The organism is Streptomyces sp. NPDC020597 (assembly GCF_044335095.1).
GTDB lineage: Bacteria > Actinomycetota > Actinomycetes > Streptomycetales > Streptomycetaceae > Streptomyces.
In genome coordinates this window covers 1-19,198 of the sequence record NZ_JBIRUL010000010.1, presented here as the reverse complement: position 1 = coordinate 19,198, position 19,198 = coordinate 1, and the positions used below count along the sequence as shown (strand labels likewise).

Below are 19,198 nucleotides of genomic sequence, written 5' to 3'. Positions count from 1 at the left end.
GAGGGGAAAAAATGAAGAAGAAGAATGCCGCCGTCGCTTTCGGCATGGCCGTCGCAGGCACCCTGCTGACGGTGTCGATGCAGGGTTCGGCTCAGGCCTCCACGCCGCCGCAGGCTGACGTGAGCCTGAGCACCCAGGCCGTCAGCGAGGACGCTCCGGCGACCCCGCAGGCCGCTGCCGCCGCACGCGCTGCCGCAGCGGCCGGCCGGGCCGCTGCTCGCGCCAGCGTGCACGCACGGGCCGCCGCCAGCTCCGTCGCTCACCAGGCGTCCGAGGTGGCGAACAACTTCAGCCTGTTCAGCGCGCCTGCAAAGGTGTCCGTCGACGGCGCCTCCGCTGCCGCGACCGCTTTCGACAGGTGATAGCGCGCCATCGGCGCATCCAGAGGGCGGCACTGCTGGCCGGTGCCGCCCTCCTGGGCGCCCATTTCTTTCTCGCGGCGTTCTCCCAGGCGCCACTCAGCCCCGCCAAGATCAAGCTTCATGGACTCATCAGCAGCTACCTGGAGCCGTACTTCACGCAGAACTGGAGTCTCTTCGCTCCGAATCCGACAAAGGACAACGAGGGGATAATAGCTCGCGGAAGGTGCTCCGACGGTTCCGTCACGGATTTCTACGACGTGACCGGACCTTTGATCAAGGAGACCCAGGAAGACCGATTCTTCCCCTCCCGGACGGTGCGCCTCGTAAGCAACGGCATAAATCAGCTGAATGATTCTGATGACCTGTTGCTGCGACTCCGGCAGAAAGAGGAAGTGAAGAATACGGACGACCCCGAAGCGAAAGACGGCAAGCACAAGCGCGTCATTCCTCTGACCCCCTACGAGAAGAGGCAGCACGAGGACGCCGAGCGCTCCCTGTCCCGCTTCTCGCTGACCCAGATGCACGACGTCTGCCCCGACGGCACGGCGCCTGCCGCTGTCCAGGTGCGCATGTACATCAAGACGCTGCCCCCGTGGTCGCAGCGGAAGAATCCCGAGGCGAAGAGCAAAGTGGACCTCTACGACCTGCCGTGGAAGAAGGCGGTGGACCTCCGGTGAGGGTCAAGGACGCGATCGACGCCGCCGCCAGTCGCCCCGTCGCCGCACTGGGGGTGTCGGGGACCCGCGCGCTGCTGGGCTTCGTCGGCCTCATGTACTACCTGAGCCACTACGGCGACCGGAGCTATCTGTTCGGCCCCGGAGCCGACTCGGTCCTGCCCCACCGCCTCTTCGTCGAGGAGATCAGGGAGAAGGGAAGCTTCAGCCTCTACGCGTGGAGCACTTCCCAGGTCTGGTTCGAGGTGGTCTTCCACCTCGGGCTGTTCGCCGCTCTGGCCGTCACCCTCGGCGTGGGGGGCAGGATGGTCCTCGCGGCGCACGGAGTCCTCCTCTGGTCGCTCTACGAGCGGCAGTCGGCATTCCTGGACGGCGGGGACAACCTCGCTCAACTCGTCATCCCCATGCTGCTGCTGACCGACTGCTACAGGCACTTCTCCTTCTCGAGCGGTCTCGCCCGGCGCGTCACGAGACGGCTCCCCGAAGACCTGCGCTGCCTCGGCGTCCCCCTGCACAATCTCGGCGTGGCCGCGATCGCCGTGCAGATGTGCCTCGTGTACGTGGTGAGCGGTCTGTACAAGGTGCAGGGAGAGGTCTGGCAGGACGGCACCGCGCTCTTCTACATCATGCGCGTTCCCGAGTTCGAGCTGCCGGGCTGGTCCAGCCTGGTCTACGACAACGATCTGCTCGTCTTCCTGGGCACCTACAGCACCACCCTGTTCCTGGTGTACTTCCCGATGGGGATCCTGGTGCCGAGCCTGCGTCCGTGGACGGCGGCGGCGTCCATCGCGTTCCATGTGTCCATCGGTGTGTTCATGGGACTCACCGCGTTCGCCCTGACGATGATCGCCTGCGACCTGATCTTCCTCTCGTCGGCCCTGGACCGTGCACGCCGGACGGCACGCGGCATGGCCGCACGCCGGACGCGGAAGCAGCCCGCCGGCGCCGGGACCGTCACCGAGGGGGGCACGCCGGAAAGCGACCACACGGTCGACGTCCCCGTCCCTCAGACGGCGAACTGACGGCCATGGTCACCGTCCCCTCCTGCATCCTCGGCAGCGCCCACGAGACTCCGATCGTCACCGGCGCACACGACCCCGACGCCTACGTGGAGGTGGGATCCTTCACCAAGGTCATCACCGCAACCATCCTCCAGCAGCTGGCCGAGCGGGCCGTGCTGACGCCGGACGACCCCGTCGAGCGATGGCTCGACGCCCCGCCGGGAACCGGGGTCACCCTGCATCATCTGGCGGAGCACACGTCGGGTCTGCCCCGGCTCCCCCCTGGCACGTCCCGCCGCGATCCGTACCGGAAGTTCACCGACGACCGGCTGCGCGGCCTGGTCGCCGGACTCGACCTCCTCGCCGTCGCCCCCTCGGGACAACGCGAGGAGTACTCCAACCTCGGCTACGCCGTGCTCGGCGCCGCACTGGTTGCGGCGACCGGGCAGGCGTACGAGGACCTCGTCGCCGAACTCGTGCTGTCACCCCTCGGCCTGCCGGCGCACGCCATGAGCGCCGCACCCCCGAAGGACAGTCGGCTGCTGCCGACCGGGTGGTTCGGCCGCACGGTGAAACCGTGGACCATGACCGGCGCGATCCTGCCCGCCGGCGGCCTGTGGGCGACCCCTCGCACGCTGGCACGCGTACTGACGGGCCTCGTGCTCGAGCGTGCACTCGGGGACCCGGCGCCCGGATGGCAGCGCACCGGGCCGCTGCCCGTGATCTGGCACAACGGAGCGACCGGTACGGCGTCCGTCTTCGCCGGCGCCGTACCGGACGGACGTTGGACGGTGGTCCACCGTCTGAGCTCCGCCTCCGACGCGACAGATCGCGCGGGCCTGGACTACCTGCGCACGGCATCCGGAGATCGCGGCGGTACCTGATCCCGGACCGGCGGACGGAAGGAGATCGGCGCCCTGCGATCCGAGCCGCACCTCAGCCGGGTCGCACGATCCGGCCGAGGTCCTCCTCGCTCGCTGTCATCGATCACCGGCGAGGTCGAGATCATGGCTGGGGGCCTCCTCGGCGGGAGCCCGCGTCGGCCTGGGCCGCAGCCAGGGGTGCGCGATCGGACCGGAGACGGCCCGCCACCACGGCTCCACGGGCAGCCTTCCCGCCGGCTCGAACGGCTCGCCCGGCCGCGGGAGCGCCACCGCCTGACCGACCTCCTCGCCCGCGTCCTTCATCCACTCCCCCGGCTCCGCCCACGCGTGCGTGGCGAGGTTGAAGGTGGCCCAGTGGATCGGCATCATCACCCCGCCGACGCCTCCCTGGAGGTCGAGGTGGGCCCGCATGCCCTCCTCGGGCGTCATGTGGATGTCCGGCCAGAAGTCGGAGTACGCCCCGACCTGGATCATCGTCGCGTCGAACGGGCCGTGCGCGGCGCCGATGTCCTGGAAACCGTCGAAGTAACCGGTGTCCCCGCTGTGGAAGAGCCGGTGCTCCGCGCCCGCCACCACCCACGAGGCCCACAGGGTGTGCTGGGTGTTGCGCAGGCCCCGGCCGCAGAAGTGCCGGGCCGGGGTGGCCGTCAGGGTCAGCCCGCCGACCTCCGTCGCCTCGTGCCAGTCCAGCTCGCGCAGCCGGCCGGCGGACACGCCCCAGTGCTCGAGATGGGCGCCGACGCCGAGCGGCACCGCGAACAGGGTGTCCGTGCCGGCAAGCGCCTTGACGGTGGGCAGGTCCAGGTGGTCGTAGTGGTCGTGCGAGATGACGACGACGTCGACCGGGCCGAGCGCGGCCAGCGGAAGCGGCACCGGGTGCAGCCGCTTGGGTCCCGCGAAGGCGAACGGGGAGCAGCGCGCGCCCCACACGGGGTCGAACAGGACCCGCTGCCCGTCGATCTCGGCGAGCACGCTGGAGTGCCCCATCCAGGTCACCCTGAGTCCGGTGACCGGCGGCTTGGCGAGGTCGGCGAGAGTGGTGGCGTGCACCGGCACGGTGCCCGTGGGAGCACGCCGGGGGCGCTGCTCCTTGTCGAAGAAGACCTTGGCGAACTCCAGCATCGAGCCCGAAGGGCGGGTGCGCGCCGGGCCGCCGGGGTTCTGGAAGACGCCGTCCTTGTAGTGGGGCGATCTGCGGATGCGCGCCAGGCGCTCACCGCTCGGATCCGCGCCGAAGGCCTCGGGCTGCAGACCGCGGAGCCCGGAGCTCAGGGAACGGAAACCGGACACGGTACCTCCAGGTGGGGTCGCTGAGGCATTCCATTATGGTCGCCCGGCCGGACAACGCGTTGACAGCCCCGGCAACGCATCCGGAATACTGACCCACTGTTCAGTACCGTCCCGGCCTTGGAGTCCGTGTGTCCGACGCCCCCCTGCTGTCCCTGACCTGGACGGACGAGGTCACCGGCCGTCAGGGATTCCTGGTGGTCGACCGTCTCGTGCGCGGCGTCTGCAGCGGCGGACTGCGGATGCGCAGGGGCTGCACCCTGGCGGAGGTGACCGGCCTGGCCCGCGGCATGAGCCTGAAGGAGGCCCTGCACTACGACCCCGACGCGGCCTACGTCCCGCTGGGCGGGGCCAAGGGTGGCATCGACTGCGATCCACGGGATCCGCGCGCCTACGGGATCCTGGTGCGCTACCTGCGGGCGATGCGTCCGTACGTGGAGAGTTGCTGGACCACCGGCGAGGACCTGGGGCTGACCCAGGACCTGGTGGACCGGGCCGCCGCCGAGGCGGGTCTCGTCTCGTCCGTGCAGGCGGTCTATCCGTTGCTGGCCGACGCGCCCGCGGCCCGCGCGCGCCTCGCGGACGCCTTCGCGGTCGAGGTGGACGGCATCGGCCTCGACGAGCTGGTCGGCGGCTGCGGAGTGGCCGAGTCCGTGCTGACGGCACTGGACCGGGCCGGCGCGCCCCACGCCGGGACCCGGGTCGCGCTCCAGGGGCTCGGCACCATGGGAGGCGCGACCGCGCGCTTCCTCACGCGCGCGGGGCTGACGGTGGTGGCCGTCGCCGACGTCAAAGGCACGATCGCCCACCCCGACGGGCTCGACGTGGAGGCGCTGCTGGCCGCGCGGGACGGCCACGGCACGGTCGACCGGTCCGCGCTGCGCCCCGGCGACCGCGAACTGCCGGGCGACGCCTGGCTGTCGGCGGAGGCCGAGGTCCTGGTGCCGGCCGCCGTGTCGTACACGATCGGCGTGCGGGAGCAGGAGCGCGTCACCGCGCGCTGGATCGCCGAGGCCGCGAACATGCCCGTCCTTCCCGAGGCGGAGGCGCTGCTGCACGCGCGCGGGGTGATCGTGCTGCCGGACGTCGTCGTCAACTCCGGGACGAACGCCTGGTGGTGGTGGACGCTCTTCGGCGACGTCGGTGCGGACGCCGAGGAGGCCTTCGGCCACACGCGCCGCTCGATGCGCCTCCTGACGGAGCGGGTGCTGGCCCGCGCGGAGGCCGACGGGACGACCCCGCGGGCGGCCGCGCACGCCCTCGCGCAGGAACGGCAGCAGGCGGTCACGGAGCGGTTCGGCGGCAGCCGATGACGGCGTCCGGGCAGCTCACAGCCCCTGTGTAGGGTGACGGACGTGGTGAGGGTCCGGTTGAGCGTGGCCGAGCGGCGGGAGGAGATCCTGCGGGCGGCCATCGAGCAGATCGAGGCGCGGGGCGTCGCGGCGGTCAGGATCGCCGACGTGGCCGGGGCCCTCGGCGTCAGCAACGCGCTCGTGCTGTACCACTTCTCGACGAAGGAGCAGCTGGTCGCCGACGCGTTCGCCCGCGCGGCCCAGGAGGATCTGGCGCATCTGCGCAAGCTGGTCGGCCGCCGCACCACGGCGCTGCGCCGGCTGCGGGCGGCGGTGCACTGGTACGCGCCCACCGGCCAGGCCAAGGGCTGGCGGCTGTGGATCGAGGGCTGGGCCGTGTCGTTGCGCGAGCCGGCGCTGCGGGACGTCGCCCGCCATCTCGACCGGGAGTGGAAGGCGGCGCTCGCCGGGGTGATCTCGGAGGGCGTCACCGCGGGCGAGTTCCGGTGCCCGGACCCGGCCGGCACGGCGCTGCGTCTGACCGCCCTGCTGGACGGACTCGCCGTGCAGTTGACGTCCTATGCGGGCGCGGTGTCCCGGACCCGGGCACGGGAGTGGGCGGACGAGGCCCTGAACCGGGAACTCGGACTCCCCGCCAAAACCCCCGGCACCACCGGTGCCTCCGGCACCCCCGGTGCCTCCGCGCCTTCCGACGCCCCCGACCCTTCCGGCACCTAGGGGATCTCCGGCCCTCCCGCGCCTCCCGGCGCCTCCGAACCCTGCGGCACCTCCAGCGCCTCCGCGTCTTCTGGCGCCCCCGGCACCTCCAGCACCTCCAGCACCTCCAGCACCTCCAGCACCTCCAGCACCTCCAGCACCTCCAGCACCGGGAGGATCTCCGGCCCTCCCGCGCCTCCGGCAGCTCCAGCGCCTTCCGAGGCCAGCGCCCCTCCCGACACCTAGGGGGTCTCCGGCCCTCCCGCCCCTCCCGCGCCTTCCAGCGCCTCCGGCACCTGGGGCCGTTCCACGCCTCCCGGCATCCCCGACCCTCTCGCGCCTTCCAGCACCTCCGGCGCACAGGGACTTTGGCCGCCGACAGCTCGGAGCGGCAGCCGACGGCATCGACCGGTAGCGGGAAGCCGGCGGCCGGAGTCGCACGGCGCAAGCCGAACGCCGGAGTCGGACCGCGCAAGCCGGACGCCGGAAGCCGACGGGCTGAGCCGCCCGCGAGCGCCGCACGCCCGCCCGCAAGCTCGCGTGGCCACATGGCCACATGGCCGCAAGCGCCGAACCCTGGACGGCCGAGGCGGACGGGACCGCAGGGCTCGCTGGGCTCGCCGGGCTCGCAGAGAGGCCGTACGGCCTGAGCGGTGCTCAGTCCAGCGCGTAGACCGCCGTCACCGTCGCCGTCGCCCGGATCTCGCCGGGGGCCGCGGGCACGGCGGCCATGCCGGCGCCGGGCGTGTCGCCGGCCGAGGGGACGGGGCGCGGGGTGGTGGACGCGTCTTCGCTGAGCGAGATCAGCCGGCCCAGGACGCGGCCGCTGAGGCGGGCGTACTGCTCGGCCTTGGCCCGGGCGTCGGCGTGCGCGGCCTCCCGCGCGCGGGCCTGCAGCGGGGCCGGGTCGGAGACGCCGAAGACCACGAAGCCGATGCGGGCCGCGTCGCCCGCAGCGTCCGTGACCGCCTGCAGTACCGCGCCGGTCCTCGCCACCTGGCGCACCTTGACGGTGAAGGACTGGGCGGCCTGGTAGCCCGTCAGGCGGGGCGCGCCGCCCGTGTAGTCGTGGACGGGCTGGAGGGAGACGCTCTCGGTGCGGATGTCCCGGTCGGCGACGCCCTCGGCGCGGACCGCGGCGAGCAGCGCGGCGGCCGCCCTGCTCTGCGCGTCCATCGCGGCCTGCGAGGTCTTGGCGGTGGCCTCGACGGCGGCGCCGACGACCGCGACGTCGGGCTCCGCGCTCGCGCTGCCCTCACCGGTCACCGTCACGGTGGCGGCGTCGGCCCGTACCGCGTCGGCCGGTACGGCTGCGGGGCGGGCGGGCAGCGCCGCCGCCGTGGGCGCGGCGAGCGCCGGGCCGCCGAGGGTGAGCAGGGCGACGAGCGCCGCGGCGACGGACGTACGGGAAAGGCGCATGCGGGACCGGTCCTCGAAGGTGTCGGCGCGGACGGTGCGGGTGCGGTCATCCCAGCACCGGCTCCGGGTCCCGCCCCGACGCCACTCCCGTGCGATCACCTCACTGGTGGAGCGGCCGGCCGTACGACGCCCACGGCCGGCCGCTCCCCCACGGGCGAGCCGTGCTGCCGGACCCGCTACGCGACGGCCGCGATGCGCATCCTGATGTCGTCGGGGGAGAGCTCGCCCTTGGCGATCACATGATCGCCGGAGGACTCCCCGCGCAGCCGGCGTCCGATCCAGGGCACCAGGTACTCGCGGGCCCAGTGCACGTCGTCCCGCCGTACGTCGAGGGCGCCGCGCGGCGGGAGCAACGGCCAGGGCTGCTCCGGATCGGCCGGCACGTCGAGGCCTAGGACCTGCCCGGCGCGCAGGGCCACCCGTGTGTGCCCCTCCGGGGAGAGGTGGAGCCGGTCGCCGTCCCAGGCCCTGCGGTCCTGCACGGACTTCAGGGACCACAGGTCGAGCACGGGACAGCCGTACCGGTCGGCGACGGCGCGGACGTGTCCGTTGTAGGTGGCGATCTTGCCCCGCAGATGCTTGAGCACAGGGACGCCACGGGTGTCGAAGCCGGTCGTCACCAGGACCGTGCCGGCTGCGGCGGTCAGGGCCGAGATCGCGCGCTCGAAACGCTCGGCGACCTCGTCCGGGTCGGTGCCGGGGCGGAGGATGTCGTTGCCGCCCGCGCAGAAGGAGACCAGGTCCGGGGCGAGTTCCACCGCCCTGGTGAGCTGGTCTTCCATGATCTGGTCGAGCAGCTTTCCGCGGACCGCGAGGTTGGCGTAGGCGAAGTCGCCTTCGGGCCGCAGGTCCGCGAGAAGCACCGCGAGCCGGTCTGCCCAGCCGACGAACGCCCCGTCGGGGCCGGGGTCGCCGACGCCTTCGGTGAAGCTGTCCCCCACCGCCACGTACGACCCGATCACTGATCTGTTGTCACTCTTCGAATCGTCTGCCACGGCAGATCATGATTCACCTTTGAATGTGACCTACGCGACCGTAGGCAGGGGTTGACGCTCGGTGAGAAAGGACACTCCTAAAGAATTTGCCAATCAGGGAATAGGCGACCACACGCGGAAGTCGTTGATGCGGAAGTGGCTCCAGGTGGTGCGGAAGGCGAAGTGGCCGCCCGTGTACGGCTCCGGGTCGGTGTGGTCGAAGACCGGCCGCCCGTTGATCCACCAGCGGACGACCGGCCCGTCGGAGACGATCCGCACGTGGTGCGGCCTGTTCGCGACGAGCAGCGGCTCGGTGTAGTCGTACAGCAGCGGGCGCACGCCCGGCTCGCCTACGTAACGGCGCAGCCTGGTCGTGGTGTTGCCGTTGGCGCCGTAGCCGACGTAGTACGTCCTGAGGTGGTCGTACTCCGCGAGGGCGCCGCCGCGGGGGGTGGCGAAGAGGTCGTCCGGGGAGCGGGCGTCGACGGCGTTCCAGAAGTTGTTGAGGTCGGAGACGCGGTCGTTGGGCCCGCCCGCGGAGATGGGCGTGGCGACGTACTCGAGGACGTACGGCCCCTCGAGCCGCCGCCTGAACCAGACGGTCGCGCCGGCGGGCACGTCGATCTCCAGGCTCCCGCGGGAGGCGGTGACCGTACCGCCCTGTTCCCGCTCGACGGCCCACCGGCCGAGCCCGTGCCGGAAGTCGTCGTGGGCGAGGAGCCGGTGGCGGCGGGGCGCGGCGCTCGCCGTCGTCGCGGGGGCGAGGGCCGCCAGGGCGGCGGAGGCGGCGAGTGCGCCGAATGCCCTGCGCGTCGTCGTCACGGGATGCGTCTCCTTCGGTCGGACCGGGCGGCGGGGCGGCTTCCGCGAGCGGCGGACGCCGGGCCGACGTCTGGTCGACGTCCCACCGGGTCCGAGGCCGACGATGAAAGCGCTTGCCGTCTGACCGGACCACTGTGTCGGCTCGCGGCGTCGCCTGTCGACACCGCGACCGGACACGCCACAGGACCGCAATGAGACGATCACGTGTTTCCGGCCCCGCGACGCATCAGAACCGGGCACCGAGGGCCGAGCGGCGAACGCGGCCCGCACGCGGGCACGCCGAAGGCCGGGCCCCGGATCTCGCGATCGGGGTCCGGCCTTCGGCTGCGCGTCGGGCGGGTCGGCGGCGGGGATCAGCCGACGGAGACGCCGTGGGAGCGGAGGTAGGCGAGCGGGTCGACGTCCGAGCCGTAGTCCGGCGTGGTGCGGATCTCGAAGTGCAGGTGCGGTCCGGTCACGTTGCCCGTCGCGCCGGAGAGTCCGACCTGCTGGCCCACGCCGACGGTCTGGCCGGCCGAGACGGACAGCTGGGACAGGTGGGCGTACTGGGCGTAGTAGCCGTCGTTCAGCTTGATGACGACCTGGTTGCCGTAGGCGCCGCCCCAGCCCGCGGAGACGACGGTGCCCGCGGCGACGGCCTTGAGCGGGGTGCCGGTCGGGACGACGAAGTCGACGCCGGTGTGGTAGCCGCTGGACCACATGCTGCCGGACTGGTGGTAAGGCGTGCCGACGGTGGCGCCGGACACGGGCAGGGTGAAGTCGCCGCTGCTGCTCTCGGCGGCCTGGACGGCGGCCTTCGCGGTGGATGCGGAGGACGACGACTCGGCCGCCGTCAAGGACTTCGAGGACGTCGACGACTTCGCGGAGGAGGACGAAGAGGACGCCGAGCCGGACGACTTGGGCGCGCCGGCGGAGGCCTTCTTGCCGATCGACAGCTTGAGGCCGGGGTGGATCAGCGAGGGGTCGGCGCCGACGGCCTCGCGGTTGTCCTGGTACAGCTTCTTCCAGCCGCCGCCGACGTGCTGCTCGGTCGCGATCTTCGAGAGGCAGTCACCGGAGCGCACGGTGTAGGTCGTGACGGCGGCGGTCTTCCGGGCCGCCGGGGCGGCCTGCGCGGCCTTCTGGGAAACGGTCTGCGCGACCGCCTGCGAGACGGCCTGGGACGCGGACTCCGGAGTGGCCGCGTGGGCGCCGGAGGCGGCCATGAGCGGAAGGGCGAGCGCGGCCCCGCCGGTTCCGGCGGCGGCTATGGAACGGGTGAGGCGCTGGGCCTTGGGACGACGGTGCTTACCCTTCGCGGGCATGACGAATTCCTCTCCGGCGCCTGCGGGGTGAGCTGTCGGGTGCGGACTGGAGATGTCCGGCCGCGTCGGGACGCGGCTTTACCCCGAGCCTGTTCCGGGACCGGAACAGGCGGTCGTGCCTGTGGGTCCCCCGCTCCTGCCGTGTACGGGTGGGTGTGCGGATTCCGGGCGGCGGCAGGATTGGGCGTCCGTCCGGATTGGTGTGGAACGTAAGCGACCAGGACGCACAGGGACAAGCAGAGGTTGCACGGCCATGGCATTTGTCTTGATCCGCCGCGAGAATTCCCGGTCACCCTCCGTGAATCAAAACAACCCTATTGGGTCAAGCACCCCGGAAATCCACATGAATTACGTGAACATGACGGGCGACGCACGGTCACCTTTATGACGCTGCTCACGTGACGCCGCTCCAGCTTTCTTTATTCCAGAGCGAGTTATCACGAAGAATCCAATTCGGACAGAAACCTCAGATGCGACGCAGTCGGATAACCGTCGCATCGAGGTCGCCCCGCAGTCCGGTGTGCAACCCGTGATGCAGGAGCACCGCGCCTCGGTGGACTTCTCCCGTTTCACGGCATTCGTACGACGCCGTCGGGTCGAGTCCGCGCAGCCGTAGCGCCGGGACGGGCTCACCGAACCGCTGGGCCTGGAGCCAGGCCAGGACGACCGCCTCGTCGCCGAGCACGTACTGGACGGCGCTCAGGCCGCCCGCCGGAGGACGCAGCCGGTACAGGTCGCCCTGCTGCACGAGCGTCCGGATGTCCTTGTAGAGGTCCACCCACCGGCGCGCCTCGGCGAGCTCCTCCTCGCTCCACTCGGCGAGGTCCCCGCCGACGCCGAGCACCCCGGCCATGGCGCTGACGAACCGGAAGCGCAGTGAGCTGACCCGCCCGTTGAGCTGCGTGTTGGGGCTGTCGGTGACCCACGCGGCCATCACCCGGGCGGGGTGGATCTGGCTGAAGCCGTGCTGGATGACGAGCCGGTCCAGCGGGTCGGTGTTGTCGGAGGTCCACACCTGGTCGGTGCGGCTCATGATCCCCAGGTCCACCCGTCCGCCGCCGCCCGAGCAGGACTCGAAGGCGACGCCGGGGTGGGCCGCCCGCAGCCGGTCCAGGAGGGCGTACAGGGCCCGCACGTGGTCGACCCACAGACGTTGCGGATAGGGGTCGTCCGGCCAGCCGGCGTCGGTGAAGCAGCGGTTGAAGTCCCACTTGACGTAGTCGATCGGCGCGCTGGACAGGAGCCCGTCGAGCTGCTCCCAGAGGTACTCCTGGACGTCCTCGCGTGCGAGGTTCAGCATGAGCTGATTGCGGAACTCCGTCCGCTTTCGCCCGGGTTGGAATTGCACCCAGTCCGGGTGCGCCCGGTAGAGGTCGCTGTCCGGGTTGACCATCTCGGGCTCGACCCAGATGCCGAACTGCATGCCGAGGGCGCGCACGTAGTCGGCGAGGGGCTTCAGCCCGTTCGGGAAGCGGTCCGGGTTGGGCTGCCAGTCGCCGAGCCCGGCGTGGTCGCCGGTCCGGGCCCCGAACCAGCCGTCGTCCACCACGAAGAGCTCGACCCCGATCGCCGCGGCGCGCCGGGCGAGGGTCGCCTGCTGCTCCTCGGAGATGTCGAAGTAGGTGGCCTCCCAGGAATTGAACAGCACCGGCCGGTCCCGCCCGGCGTCCGGGACGACATGGGCCCGCTGGTAGGCGTGCCAGGCACGGCTCGCCCCGCCGAAGCCGCCGTCGCTCCACAGGCCGGCGAAGACCGGGGTGGTGAAGGACTCACCCGCCGCGAGGCGCAGCAGGCCCGAGTCGTCGTACCCGGCTCCGCCGGTGACCTGCACACGTGCGTCGGGGAGCCGGGCGACGGCGATCCGCCAGGAGCCCGACCAGCCGAGGGCGCAGCCGTAGACCTCGCCGCGCTCCTCGGTGGCGTCGGTGTCGAGGGCGACCCAGGGCAGGTGCTGGTGGCCGGTGTGGCCGCGGCGGCTGCCGATGACCGTCTCGCCGGGGCCGAGCGGGGTGCGCGCGAGCTGCGACTCGGCGGCCCAGCGGCCGTGCAGCTGCGAGAGCCGCCAGTCGTCCCGCTCGGGCAGGGTCCAGGTGGCCGAGTCCGCGCGGAGCAGTTCCAGCGGCTGCTCGCCCTCGTTGCGCAGGGTCGTCCACCGCTCGACGACGTCGCCGCGCATCCGGTAGTGGAGGGTGACGGCGAGCCCGGCGTCCCCAAAGCGCAGCCGCAACTCGTCACCGTCCCGCTCGTGCGCCTCGAAGGTCCACTCGGTGCCGCGGCGCTCGTCGGTGCGCACCGACAGGGCGGGGCGGACGAAGCGGGGGCCGCCCTCGACCGGGTACTCCTCACGGCCGTCGAGCGGGGACTCGAAGGACGCCCCGCGCTCCGACCAGGGAAGCGCGGCCAGCGCCTCGGCGTCGGCGAGCGCGATGCCCGGGCCCCAGTGCAGATGGACCAGCTCGCCGGCCTCGGTGAGGTGGAGGGCATAACTGCTCGTGGGCCCGGACAGGACCCAGGTGCGGCCGGCGTCGGCGATCTCGGGCATCAAAAACCCCCACTGTTTCGAACAGGTGCGATCAAGCGTCAACATCATCGAACGCGGTCGGCCCGTCGGGCAACTTCCGGCGGACGACGCCCCACCTGGGCGGACGCGACGCACGGCCGCCGGCCCGACGAACCGTTGCCCCGACGGCCCGTGTCGTATGGTCGGGGAGGTCCTGCCGGCCACCACGAGCCGCGCCGGTGCGGACCGACTGGGAGGGAGCCCCCGTGACGCAGCAGATCCCGTCGACCGAGCCCGAGCTGGCCGGAGTGCGCAACTTCCGGGACGTCGGGGGTCTGCCGACCGTCGACGGCCGGCGGGTGCGCCACGGCGTGCTGTACCGCAGCGGCCACCTCGCGCACGCGACCGACGAGGACACGGCGTTCCTCGCCGGCCTGGGCCTGCACACCGTCTTCGACTTCCGCAACGCCGCGGACCAGAAGCTGGAGGGCCCGGACGTCGAGCTGCCGGGCGTGCGCAACGTGAACCTGCCCCTGTCGGACCCGGCGGACGGCGCCGAGTTCTGGAAGATGGTGCGGGACGGCGAGATCGACCAGCTGCGGGGCATCCTCGGCGACGGCAAGGCGGCGGCCCGGATGGTCGCCTCCTACCGCAGGATCGTCACGGAGCGCACGGCGGAGCACTCGCGGGTGCTGCACGCGCTCGCCGAGGACAGCGTGCCGGCGCTGATGCACTGCGCGGCGGGCAAGGACCGCGCGGGCCTGTCCGTCGCGGTGACGCTGCTCGCCGTGGGCGTGGAGCGCGAGGCGATCCTCGGCGACTACCTGGAGTCCAACGCCAAGCACCGCCGCTACAAGGTGCACCGCAGCGCCACCTCCGCCGCCGCCTACTCCCCCGAGGTCATGGAGCTGCTCGGCCCGCTCTTCGACGCCCGCGCGGAGTACCTCGAGGCGGCCTTCGAGACCGTGGAGCAGACCTGGGGCGGCGTCGACGCCTACCTGGAGCAGGGCCTCGGCCTCTCCCCCGAGACCCGCGCCCGGCTGCGCGAGCGGCTCCTGGACTGACGGCGCCCTACTGCTTGGCGCCCACCTCGAACAGCAGCCAGAGGAATCCCGCGAAGAGATGTCCGACGGCGATGTAGATGATCAGCCGGATCCAGAGGGTGCGGGGGAACTTCTCCTCGAGGTCGCTCATGACGTCGCTCCGGTCTCTGACGGGTTCGGGCCCAGGCACAGCGTGGCCGTGGGGCTCTGCAGCAAGGTGTGGACGAAGAGGAGTTCGACCCCGTCGGCGTCCTGCGCGGCGATGCGGTGCGGGGTGAGCGAGTCGAAGTGCGCGCTGTCACCGGGCCCGAGCAGGTCCGTGGCGTCCGCGAGGCGCAGCCGCAGCCGTCCGCGCAGCACGTGCAGCCATTCCTCGCCGGGGTGCACGCGCACGATGTCGCCCTGCGCCCCGTACGGGACGTGGACCCGCAGGGCCTGCATCGCCCGCCCGGAGGCGCCGGTCTGCCAGTACGTCCAGCCGCCCGCGCGGGTCGGCTCCATGGCGGCGGCGCGCACGACGGAGCCCCGCGCTGCGGCGCTCTCGCCGAGCAGCTCCGAGACCGTCGTACCGTAGACCCGGGCGAGGGCGAGCAGCATCGGCAGCGAGGGCTGCCGCTGCCCGGTCTCGAGCCGGGAGAGGTGCGCGGGCGAGAGCCCGGCCGCCCGGGCGGCGCTCTCGAGGGTGAGGGCGGCCCGGCGGCGCAGGTCGCGCAGCTGGGGCGCGACGGCGGAGAGGGCCTCGGCCTGTTCCGCCGGGTGCTCGGACTCGGTTGGGCTCATGCCTCCATTGCACGCGGATTTTGCCTCTGCGGCAAATTTCTTGCCTCAGAGGCAAAACCCGTCGGCGATCCCGCCGCCCCACCGTTCTGCCGCCGCCTCCAGCGAGGAGCCGTCCGGGCTGGAGGCCGTCCGGGCGAGGGGCCGTCCCCTTACAGTGCCAGGGCATGGTCAGCGGTTGGCGACCGCCTGCTTGACCAGGGTCCTGCCGAAGTCCCACATCAGTCCGCCGCCGCTGTGCGCGTCGTCCATCACCGCGGTGAAGGCGTCGACGAAGCGGTCCACCTCCGGCTCCCCCACGATCAGCGGCGGGATCAGCTTGATCACCTCCAGATGGTCGCCGGACACCTGGGTGAGGATCCGGTGGCGTTGCAGCAGCGGCACGACCACCATCTGCGCGAAGAGCCCCTTGCGCGCCGCCTGCAGCATCGTCCAGCGGCCGCGCAGCTTCAGCGACCGGGGCCGCCCGAACTCGATGCCGATCATCAGCCCCCGGCCGCGGACGTCGGCGAGCAGCTCGTAGGTGTCGACGAGTGCCGCAAGCCGGGTTCTGAGCAGGTCGCCCGTGGCCCGGGCGTTCGCCACGATCTGTTCGTTCTCCATGACGGACAGCACGGCGAGCCCCGCCGCCATGGCCTGCGCGTTGGAGCCGAAACTCGCCGAGTGCACGAGCACCCGGTCCATCGAGGAGTAGACCTTCTTGAAGATCCAGTCCCTGCCGAGGGTGGCTCCGACCGGCACATAGCCGCCGGACAGCGCCTTGGCCACGCACAGGAGGTCCGGTTCGACCCCGTCCTCGTGCTGGTAGGCGTAGAAGTCGCCGGTCCGCCCGAGGCCCGTCTGCACCTCGTCCGCGATGAGCAGCGCCTTGTGGCGGCGCAGCAGCTCCTGCGCGGCGCGCAGATACCCCGGCGGCGCCTCGTGCACGCCCTTGCCCTGGATCGGCTCGACGATCAGGGCGGCGACGTCGCCCTTCTTCAGCTCGCGGGCCAGCGCGTCGAGATCGCCGAGGGGGACGGCCGTGTCGGGCAGCAGCGGGGAGAAGCCGTCCCGGAAACCCGACTCGCCGTTCACCGACAGCGAGCCCGTGGTGAGCCCGTGGAAGGCGTGGTCGCAGTACAGGATCCTGGGCCGGCCGGTGGCGTACCGGGCGAACTTCAGCGCCGTCTCCACCGCTTCGGTGCCGCTGTTGCCGAAGAACGCGCGGTCCAGGTGGGGGCTGTGCGCGAGCAGCTTCTCGGCCAGCAGCCCGGGCAGCGGCTGGCAGTCGAAGCGGGTGAGGTCGGCGAGCCCCGCGTCGAGGACGTCGTGCAGCGCCTTGCGGACGACGGGGTGGTGACGGCCGAGGCCCATCACCCCGAAGCCGGCGAGCATGTCCAGGTAGTCGTGGCCCTCGGCGTCCCAGAAGTAGGCGCCCTCGCCCCGCTCGTAGACCTTGTCGAAGCCGATGGTGTGCAGCATGCGCGGCAGCTGGTGGTTGAGGTGTCTGCCGTGCAGCTCGTAGCGCTCGGCTCCGCGCTCGGCCAGCAGCGCGCCGAGGTCGAACTCCGTGGTCATTCAGCCTTCTCCTTGAGTGGGCCGGCGAGCGGACCGTCGGCGGAGGGAGCGCCCCGCACGGCCAGGCTCGCGCTGATCCGGCCGGCGATCTCGACGGGGGTGAGACCGATGTCGGCGAGCACCTCGCCGCGCTTGGCGTGGGCGAGGAACTGCTCCGGGACGCCGAACCGCCGCACGGGCACGTCGACCTCGGCGTCGCCGAGGGCCAGCGCCACCGCCGAGCCGACGCCCGCCGCCCGGCTGTTGTCCTCGACGACCGCCACCAGCCGGTGCTCGGCGGCGAGGCCGGGCAGGGCCGGATCGACGGGTTTGACCCACCGGGGATCGACGACCGTGCAGCCGACGCCGCGCGCCCGCAGCAGCTCGGCGGCCCCCAGGCACACCGGCGCCATCACGCCGACGGCCACCAGGAGCACCTCGGGCCGTTCGGCGCGGTGCAGGACGTCCATGCCGCCCACCGTGCCGACCGCGGGGATCTCCGGTCCGACGGACTCCTTGGGGAAGCGGACGAGGGTCGGCGCGTCGTTCACCGCGACGGCCTCGCGCAGCTGGGCGCGGAGCTGGCCGGCGTCGCGCGGGGCGGCGATCCTGAGCCCGGGCACCACCTGGAGCACGGACATGTCCCACATCCCGTTGTGGGACGCCCCGTCCACGCCGGTGACTCCGGCCCGGTCCAGGACGAACGTCACCCCGCAGCGGTGCAGCGCCACGTCCATCAGCACCTGGTCGAAGGCGCGGTTGAGGAAGGTGGCGTAGACGGCCACCACGGGGTGCAGGCCCCCGGTCGCCATGCCGGCCGCGCTCACCGTCGCGTGCTGCTCGGCTATGCCGACGTCGAAGACGCGGTCCGGGAAGCGTTCGGCGAACCTGCCGAGCCCCACCGGGTGAAGCATCGCGGCCGTGATCGCCACGACGTCGTCGCGCTCCTCGCCGATCGCCACGATCTCGTCGCCGAAGACCGACGTCCAGGACGGCCCGCCGGCGGGCGCGAGCGGGGCGCAGGTGAGCGGGTCCATCGCGCCCACGGTGTGGAAGTGGTCCTCCTCGTGGGCGAGGGCCGGTTCGTAGCCGCGGCCCTTCTCGGTCAGGCAGTGCACCAGCACCGGCCCGTGGAAGCGCTTGGCCTGCCGCAGCGCGGACTCGACGGCCCCGACGTCGTGACCGTCGATCGGACCGACGTACTTGAGACCGAGGTCCTCGAACATGCCCTGCGGGGCGAAGGCGTCCTTGAAGCCCTTCTTCGCGCCGTGCAGGGACTCGTAGACGGTGTGCCCGACCAGCGGCGTGCGCAGCAGGACGTCCTTCCCCCAGGCCAGCACCCGCTCGTAGCCGTCGGTGGTGCGCAGCGCCGCCAGGTGGTTGGCGAGGCCGCCGATGGTGGGCGCGTACGACCGCTCGTTGTCGTTGACGACGATGATCAGCGGCCGGTTCCTGGCGGCCGCGATGTTGTTCAGCGCCTCCCAGGCCATGCCGCCGGTGAGCGCGCCGTCGCCGACGACCGCGACCACGTGGCCCTTGCCGCCCTGTACCTGGCGCGCCTTGGCGAGGCCGTCGGCCCAGCCCAGCGCGGTGGAGGCGTGGCTGTTCTCGATGACGTCGTGCTCGGACTCCTCGCGCGAGGGGTAGCCGGACAGGCCGCCCTTCCCGCGCAGCTTGGAGAAGTCCTGACGCCCGGTCAGCAGCTTGTGCACATAGCTCTGGTGGCCGGTGTCCCACAGGATGCGGTCGTCCGGCGACTCGAAGACCCGGTGCAGCGCGACGGTCAGTTCCACCACGCCCAGGTTGGGCCCCAGATGCCCACCGGTCCTGGCGACCGCGTGGATCAGGAACTCTCTTATCTCGTCGGTCAGTTCACCGAGTTCCGCCTCGGACAGCGCCTTCAGGTCGCGTGGTTGCCGGATGGTCTCCAGGATCGTCACGTCGGGCCCCCTCTCGGTCCGTGCCTTGCCTCAACTCACCGTCACTGCCGGTTTCCCCGTGACGACGGGGCCCCCGGAGGCGGCCCCGTCCTGCTCCATCTGCTCGGCCAGCTTCATGGCCTCCTCGATGAGGGTCTCGACGATCTTCGACTCCGGGACGGTCTTGATGACCTCGCCCTTCACGAAGATCTGACCCTTGCCGTTGCCCGAGGCGACGCCGAGGTCGGCCTCCCGCGCCTCACCGGGACCGTTGACGACACAGCCCATCACCGCCACACGCAGCGGGACGTCCATGCCGGTGAGCCCGGCGGTGACCTCCTCGGCCAGCTTGTACACGTCCACCTGGGCGCGGCCGCACGACGGGCACGAGACGATCTCCAGACCGCGCTGCCTGAGGTTCAGCGACTCCAGGATCTGGTTGCCGACCTTGACCTCCTCCACCGGCGGCGCCGACAGGGAGACCCGGATGGTGTCGCCGATGCCCTGGGAGAGCAGCGCACCGAAGGCGACCGCCGACTTGATCGTGCCCTGGAAGGCCGGGCCCGCCTCGGTGACGCCGAGGTGCAGCGGATAGTCGCACTGCGCGGCGAGCTGCCGGTACGCCTCGATCATCACGACCGGGTCGTTGTGCTTCACGGAGATCTTGATGTCACGGAAGTCGTGCTC

At 71.9% G+C, this 19,198-nt stretch carries 19 protein-coding genes and 1 riboswitch; of the genes, 7 read left to right on the top strand and 12 right to left on the bottom strand.

What is annotated here, in order from left to right:
• Window positions 1-11 precede the first annotated feature (11 nt).
• From ACH4ZA_RS19100 to ACH4ZA_RS19085, 4 genes are read left to right on the top strand one after another with little or no spacing between them, the layout of a single operon-like run.
• Entirely contained in the window at window positions 12-362 is a 351-nt protein-coding gene (locus ACH4ZA_RS19100) for a hypothetical protein (protein WP_398430499.1), read from the top strand.
• On the top strand, window positions 359-1,039 hold the full coding sequence (locus ACH4ZA_RS19095) for a DUF5819 family protein (RefSeq protein WP_398430497.1): 681 nt from the start codon (window positions 359-361) through the stop codon (window positions 1,037-1,039). Before ACH4ZA_RS19100 ends, ACH4ZA_RS19095 begins: the two co-directional genes overlap by 4 nt.
• Window positions 1,036-2,058, top strand: coding sequence for an HTTM domain-containing protein (locus ACH4ZA_RS19090; protein ID WP_398430496.1), 1,023 nt, complete (start codon window positions 1,036-1,038; stop codon window positions 2,056-2,058). The genes ACH4ZA_RS19095 and ACH4ZA_RS19090 overlap by 4 nt, the downstream gene beginning before the upstream one ends.
• 5 nt (window positions 2,059-2,063) lie before the next feature.
• On the top strand, window positions 2,064-2,921 hold the full coding sequence (locus tag ACH4ZA_RS19085; protein WP_398430495.1) for a serine hydrolase domain-containing protein: 858 nt from the start codon (window positions 2,064-2,066) through the stop codon (window positions 2,919-2,921).
• 96 nt (window positions 2,922-3,017) lie between these two features.
• Here the strand turns inward: ACH4ZA_RS19085 and ACH4ZA_RS19080 are convergent, their stop codons facing one another.
• Window positions 3,018-4,211, bottom strand: coding sequence for an MBL fold metallo-hydrolase (locus ACH4ZA_RS19080; protein WP_398430494.1), 1,194 nt, complete (start codon window positions 4,209-4,211; stop codon window positions 3,018-3,020).
• 128 nt (window positions 4,212-4,339) lie between these two features.
• Between ACH4ZA_RS19080 and ACH4ZA_RS19075 the strand changes: the two genes are divergently transcribed.
• Window positions 4,340-5,521, top strand: coding sequence for a Glu/Leu/Phe/Val dehydrogenase dimerization domain-containing protein (locus ACH4ZA_RS19075; RefSeq protein WP_398430493.1), 1,182 nt, complete (start codon window positions 4,340-4,342; stop codon window positions 5,519-5,521).
• 42 nt (window positions 5,522-5,563) lie between these two features.
• On the top strand, window positions 5,564-6,238 hold the full coding sequence (locus ACH4ZA_RS19070) for a TetR/AcrR family transcriptional regulator (RefSeq protein WP_398430492.1): 675 nt from the start codon (window positions 5,564-5,566) through the stop codon (window positions 6,236-6,238).
• On the opposite strand, the gene ACH4ZA_RS19065 is transcribed toward ACH4ZA_RS19070, so the two are convergent.
• From ACH4ZA_RS19065 to ACH4ZA_RS19040, 6 genes are all read right to left on the bottom strand, one after another.
• Window positions 6,235-6,387: a hypothetical protein gene (locus tag ACH4ZA_RS19065; protein WP_398430491.1), complete on the bottom strand. Its 153-nt coding sequence runs from the start codon at window positions 6,385-6,387 to the stop codon at window positions 6,235-6,237. The genes ACH4ZA_RS19070 and ACH4ZA_RS19065 overlap by 4 nt on opposite strands.
• 487 nt (window positions 6,388-6,874) lie before the next feature.
• A complete protein-coding gene (locus ACH4ZA_RS19060; RefSeq protein WP_398430490.1) occupies window positions 6,875-7,636 on the bottom strand; it encodes an SIMPL domain-containing protein in 762 nt (253 codons plus the stop codon).
• A gap of 176 nt (window positions 7,637-7,812) precedes the next feature.
• Window positions 7,813-8,598, bottom strand: coding sequence for an SGNH/GDSL hydrolase family protein (locus ACH4ZA_RS19055; protein WP_398430818.1), 786 nt, complete (start codon window positions 8,596-8,598; stop codon window positions 7,813-7,815).
• A 126-nt stretch (window positions 8,599-8,724) separates the two neighbouring features.
• Window positions 8,725-9,432: a DUF6250 domain-containing protein gene (locus ACH4ZA_RS19050; RefSeq protein WP_398430488.1), complete on the bottom strand. Its 708-nt coding sequence runs from the start codon at window positions 9,430-9,432 to the stop codon at window positions 8,725-8,727.
• A 353-nt stretch (window positions 9,433-9,785) separates the two neighbouring features.
• On the bottom strand, window positions 9,786-10,736 hold the full coding sequence (locus tag ACH4ZA_RS19045) for a peptidoglycan DD-metalloendopeptidase family protein (RefSeq protein WP_398430487.1): 951 nt from the start codon (window positions 10,734-10,736) through the stop codon (window positions 9,786-9,788).
• 4 nt (window positions 10,737-10,740) lie between these two features.
• Window positions 10,741-10,898, bottom strand: a riboswitch (cyclic di-AMP (ydaO/yuaA leader).
• A gap of 304 nt (window positions 10,899-11,202) precedes the next feature.
• Entirely contained in the window at window positions 11,203-13,278 is a 2,076-nt protein-coding gene (locus ACH4ZA_RS19040) for an alpha-galactosidase (protein ID WP_398430486.1), read from the bottom strand.
• A 224-nt stretch (window positions 13,279-13,502) separates the two neighbouring features.
• On the opposite strand from ACH4ZA_RS19040, the gene ACH4ZA_RS19035 reads away from it, so the two are divergent.
• Window positions 13,503-14,300: a tyrosine-protein phosphatase gene (locus ACH4ZA_RS19035; protein WP_398430485.1), complete on the top strand. Its 798-nt coding sequence runs from the start codon at window positions 13,503-13,505 to the stop codon at window positions 14,298-14,300.
• A 7-nt stretch (window positions 14,301-14,307) separates the two neighbouring features.
• Here ACH4ZA_RS19035 and ACH4ZA_RS19030 read toward each other — a convergent pair whose 3' ends face one another.
• The 5 genes from ACH4ZA_RS19030 to ACH4ZA_RS19010 form a co-directional block, all read right to left on the bottom strand.
• Window positions 14,308-14,430: a DUF6126 family protein gene (locus ACH4ZA_RS19030; RefSeq protein ID WP_398430484.1), complete on the bottom strand. Its 123-nt coding sequence runs from the start codon at window positions 14,428-14,430 to the stop codon at window positions 14,308-14,310.
• Window positions 14,427-15,059 carry a helix-turn-helix domain-containing protein gene (locus tag ACH4ZA_RS19025; protein WP_398430483.1) on the bottom strand — a complete coding sequence of 211 codons (633 nt, stop codon included), beginning with the start codon at window positions 15,057-15,059 and terminating at the stop codon, window positions 14,427-14,429. The genes ACH4ZA_RS19030 and ACH4ZA_RS19025 overlap by 4 nt, the downstream gene beginning before the upstream one ends.
• A gap of 168 nt (window positions 15,060-15,227) precedes the next feature.
• Window positions 15,228-16,613 (bottom strand): aspartate aminotransferase family protein, encoded by a 1,386-nt coding sequence (locus ACH4ZA_RS19020; RefSeq protein WP_398430482.1) that lies wholly within the window; start codon window positions 16,611-16,613, stop codon window positions 15,228-15,230.
• Window positions 16,610-18,532, bottom strand: coding sequence for a 1-deoxy-D-xylulose-5-phosphate synthase (gene dxs / locus ACH4ZA_RS19015; RefSeq protein ID WP_398430480.1), 1,923 nt, complete (start codon window positions 18,530-18,532; stop codon window positions 16,610-16,612). The genes ACH4ZA_RS19020 and dxs overlap by 4 nt, the downstream gene beginning before the upstream one ends.
• A gap of 30 nt (window positions 18,533-18,562) precedes the next feature.
• Window positions 18,563-19,198, bottom strand: a 636-nt coding sequence (locus ACH4ZA_RS19010; protein ID WP_398430478.1) for a flavodoxin-dependent (E)-4-hydroxy-3-methylbut-2-enyl-diphosphate synthase, incomplete at its 5' end; no start/stop codon positions are given.

Excerpts from the sequence above, each read along its gene's own strand:
- ACH4ZA_RS19100 (WP_398430499.1), top strand. The coding sequence starts at position 12 with ATGAAGAAGAAGAATGCCGCCGTCGCTTTCGGCATGGCCGTCGCAGGC.
- ACH4ZA_RS19085 (WP_398430495.1), top strand. The coding sequence starts at position 2,064 with ATGGTCACCGTCCCCTCCTGCATCCTCGGCAGCGCCCACGAGACTCCG.
- ACH4ZA_RS19060 (WP_398430490.1), bottom strand. The coding sequence starts at position 7,636 with ATGCGCCTTTCCCGTACGTCCGTCGCCGCGGCGCTCGTCGCCCTGCTC.
- ACH4ZA_RS19045 (WP_398430487.1), bottom strand. The coding sequence starts at position 10,736 with ATGCCCGCGAAGGGTAAGCACCGTCGTCCCAAGGCCCAGCGCCTCACC.
- ACH4ZA_RS19040 (WP_398430486.1), bottom strand. The coding sequence starts at position 13,278 with ATGCCCGAGATCGCCGACGCCGGCCGCACCTGGGTCCTGTCCGGGCCC.
- ACH4ZA_RS19030 (WP_398430484.1), bottom strand. The coding sequence starts at position 14,430 with ATGAGCGACCTCGAGGAGAAGTTCCCCCGCACCCTCTGGATCCGGCTG.
- ACH4ZA_RS19025 (WP_398430483.1), bottom strand. The coding sequence starts at position 15,059 with ATGAGCCCAACCGAGTCCGAGCACCCGGCGGAACAGGCCGAGGCCCTC.
- ACH4ZA_RS19020 (WP_398430482.1), bottom strand. The coding sequence starts at position 16,613 with ATGACCACGGAGTTCGACCTCGGCGCGCTGCTGGCCGAGCGCGGAGCC.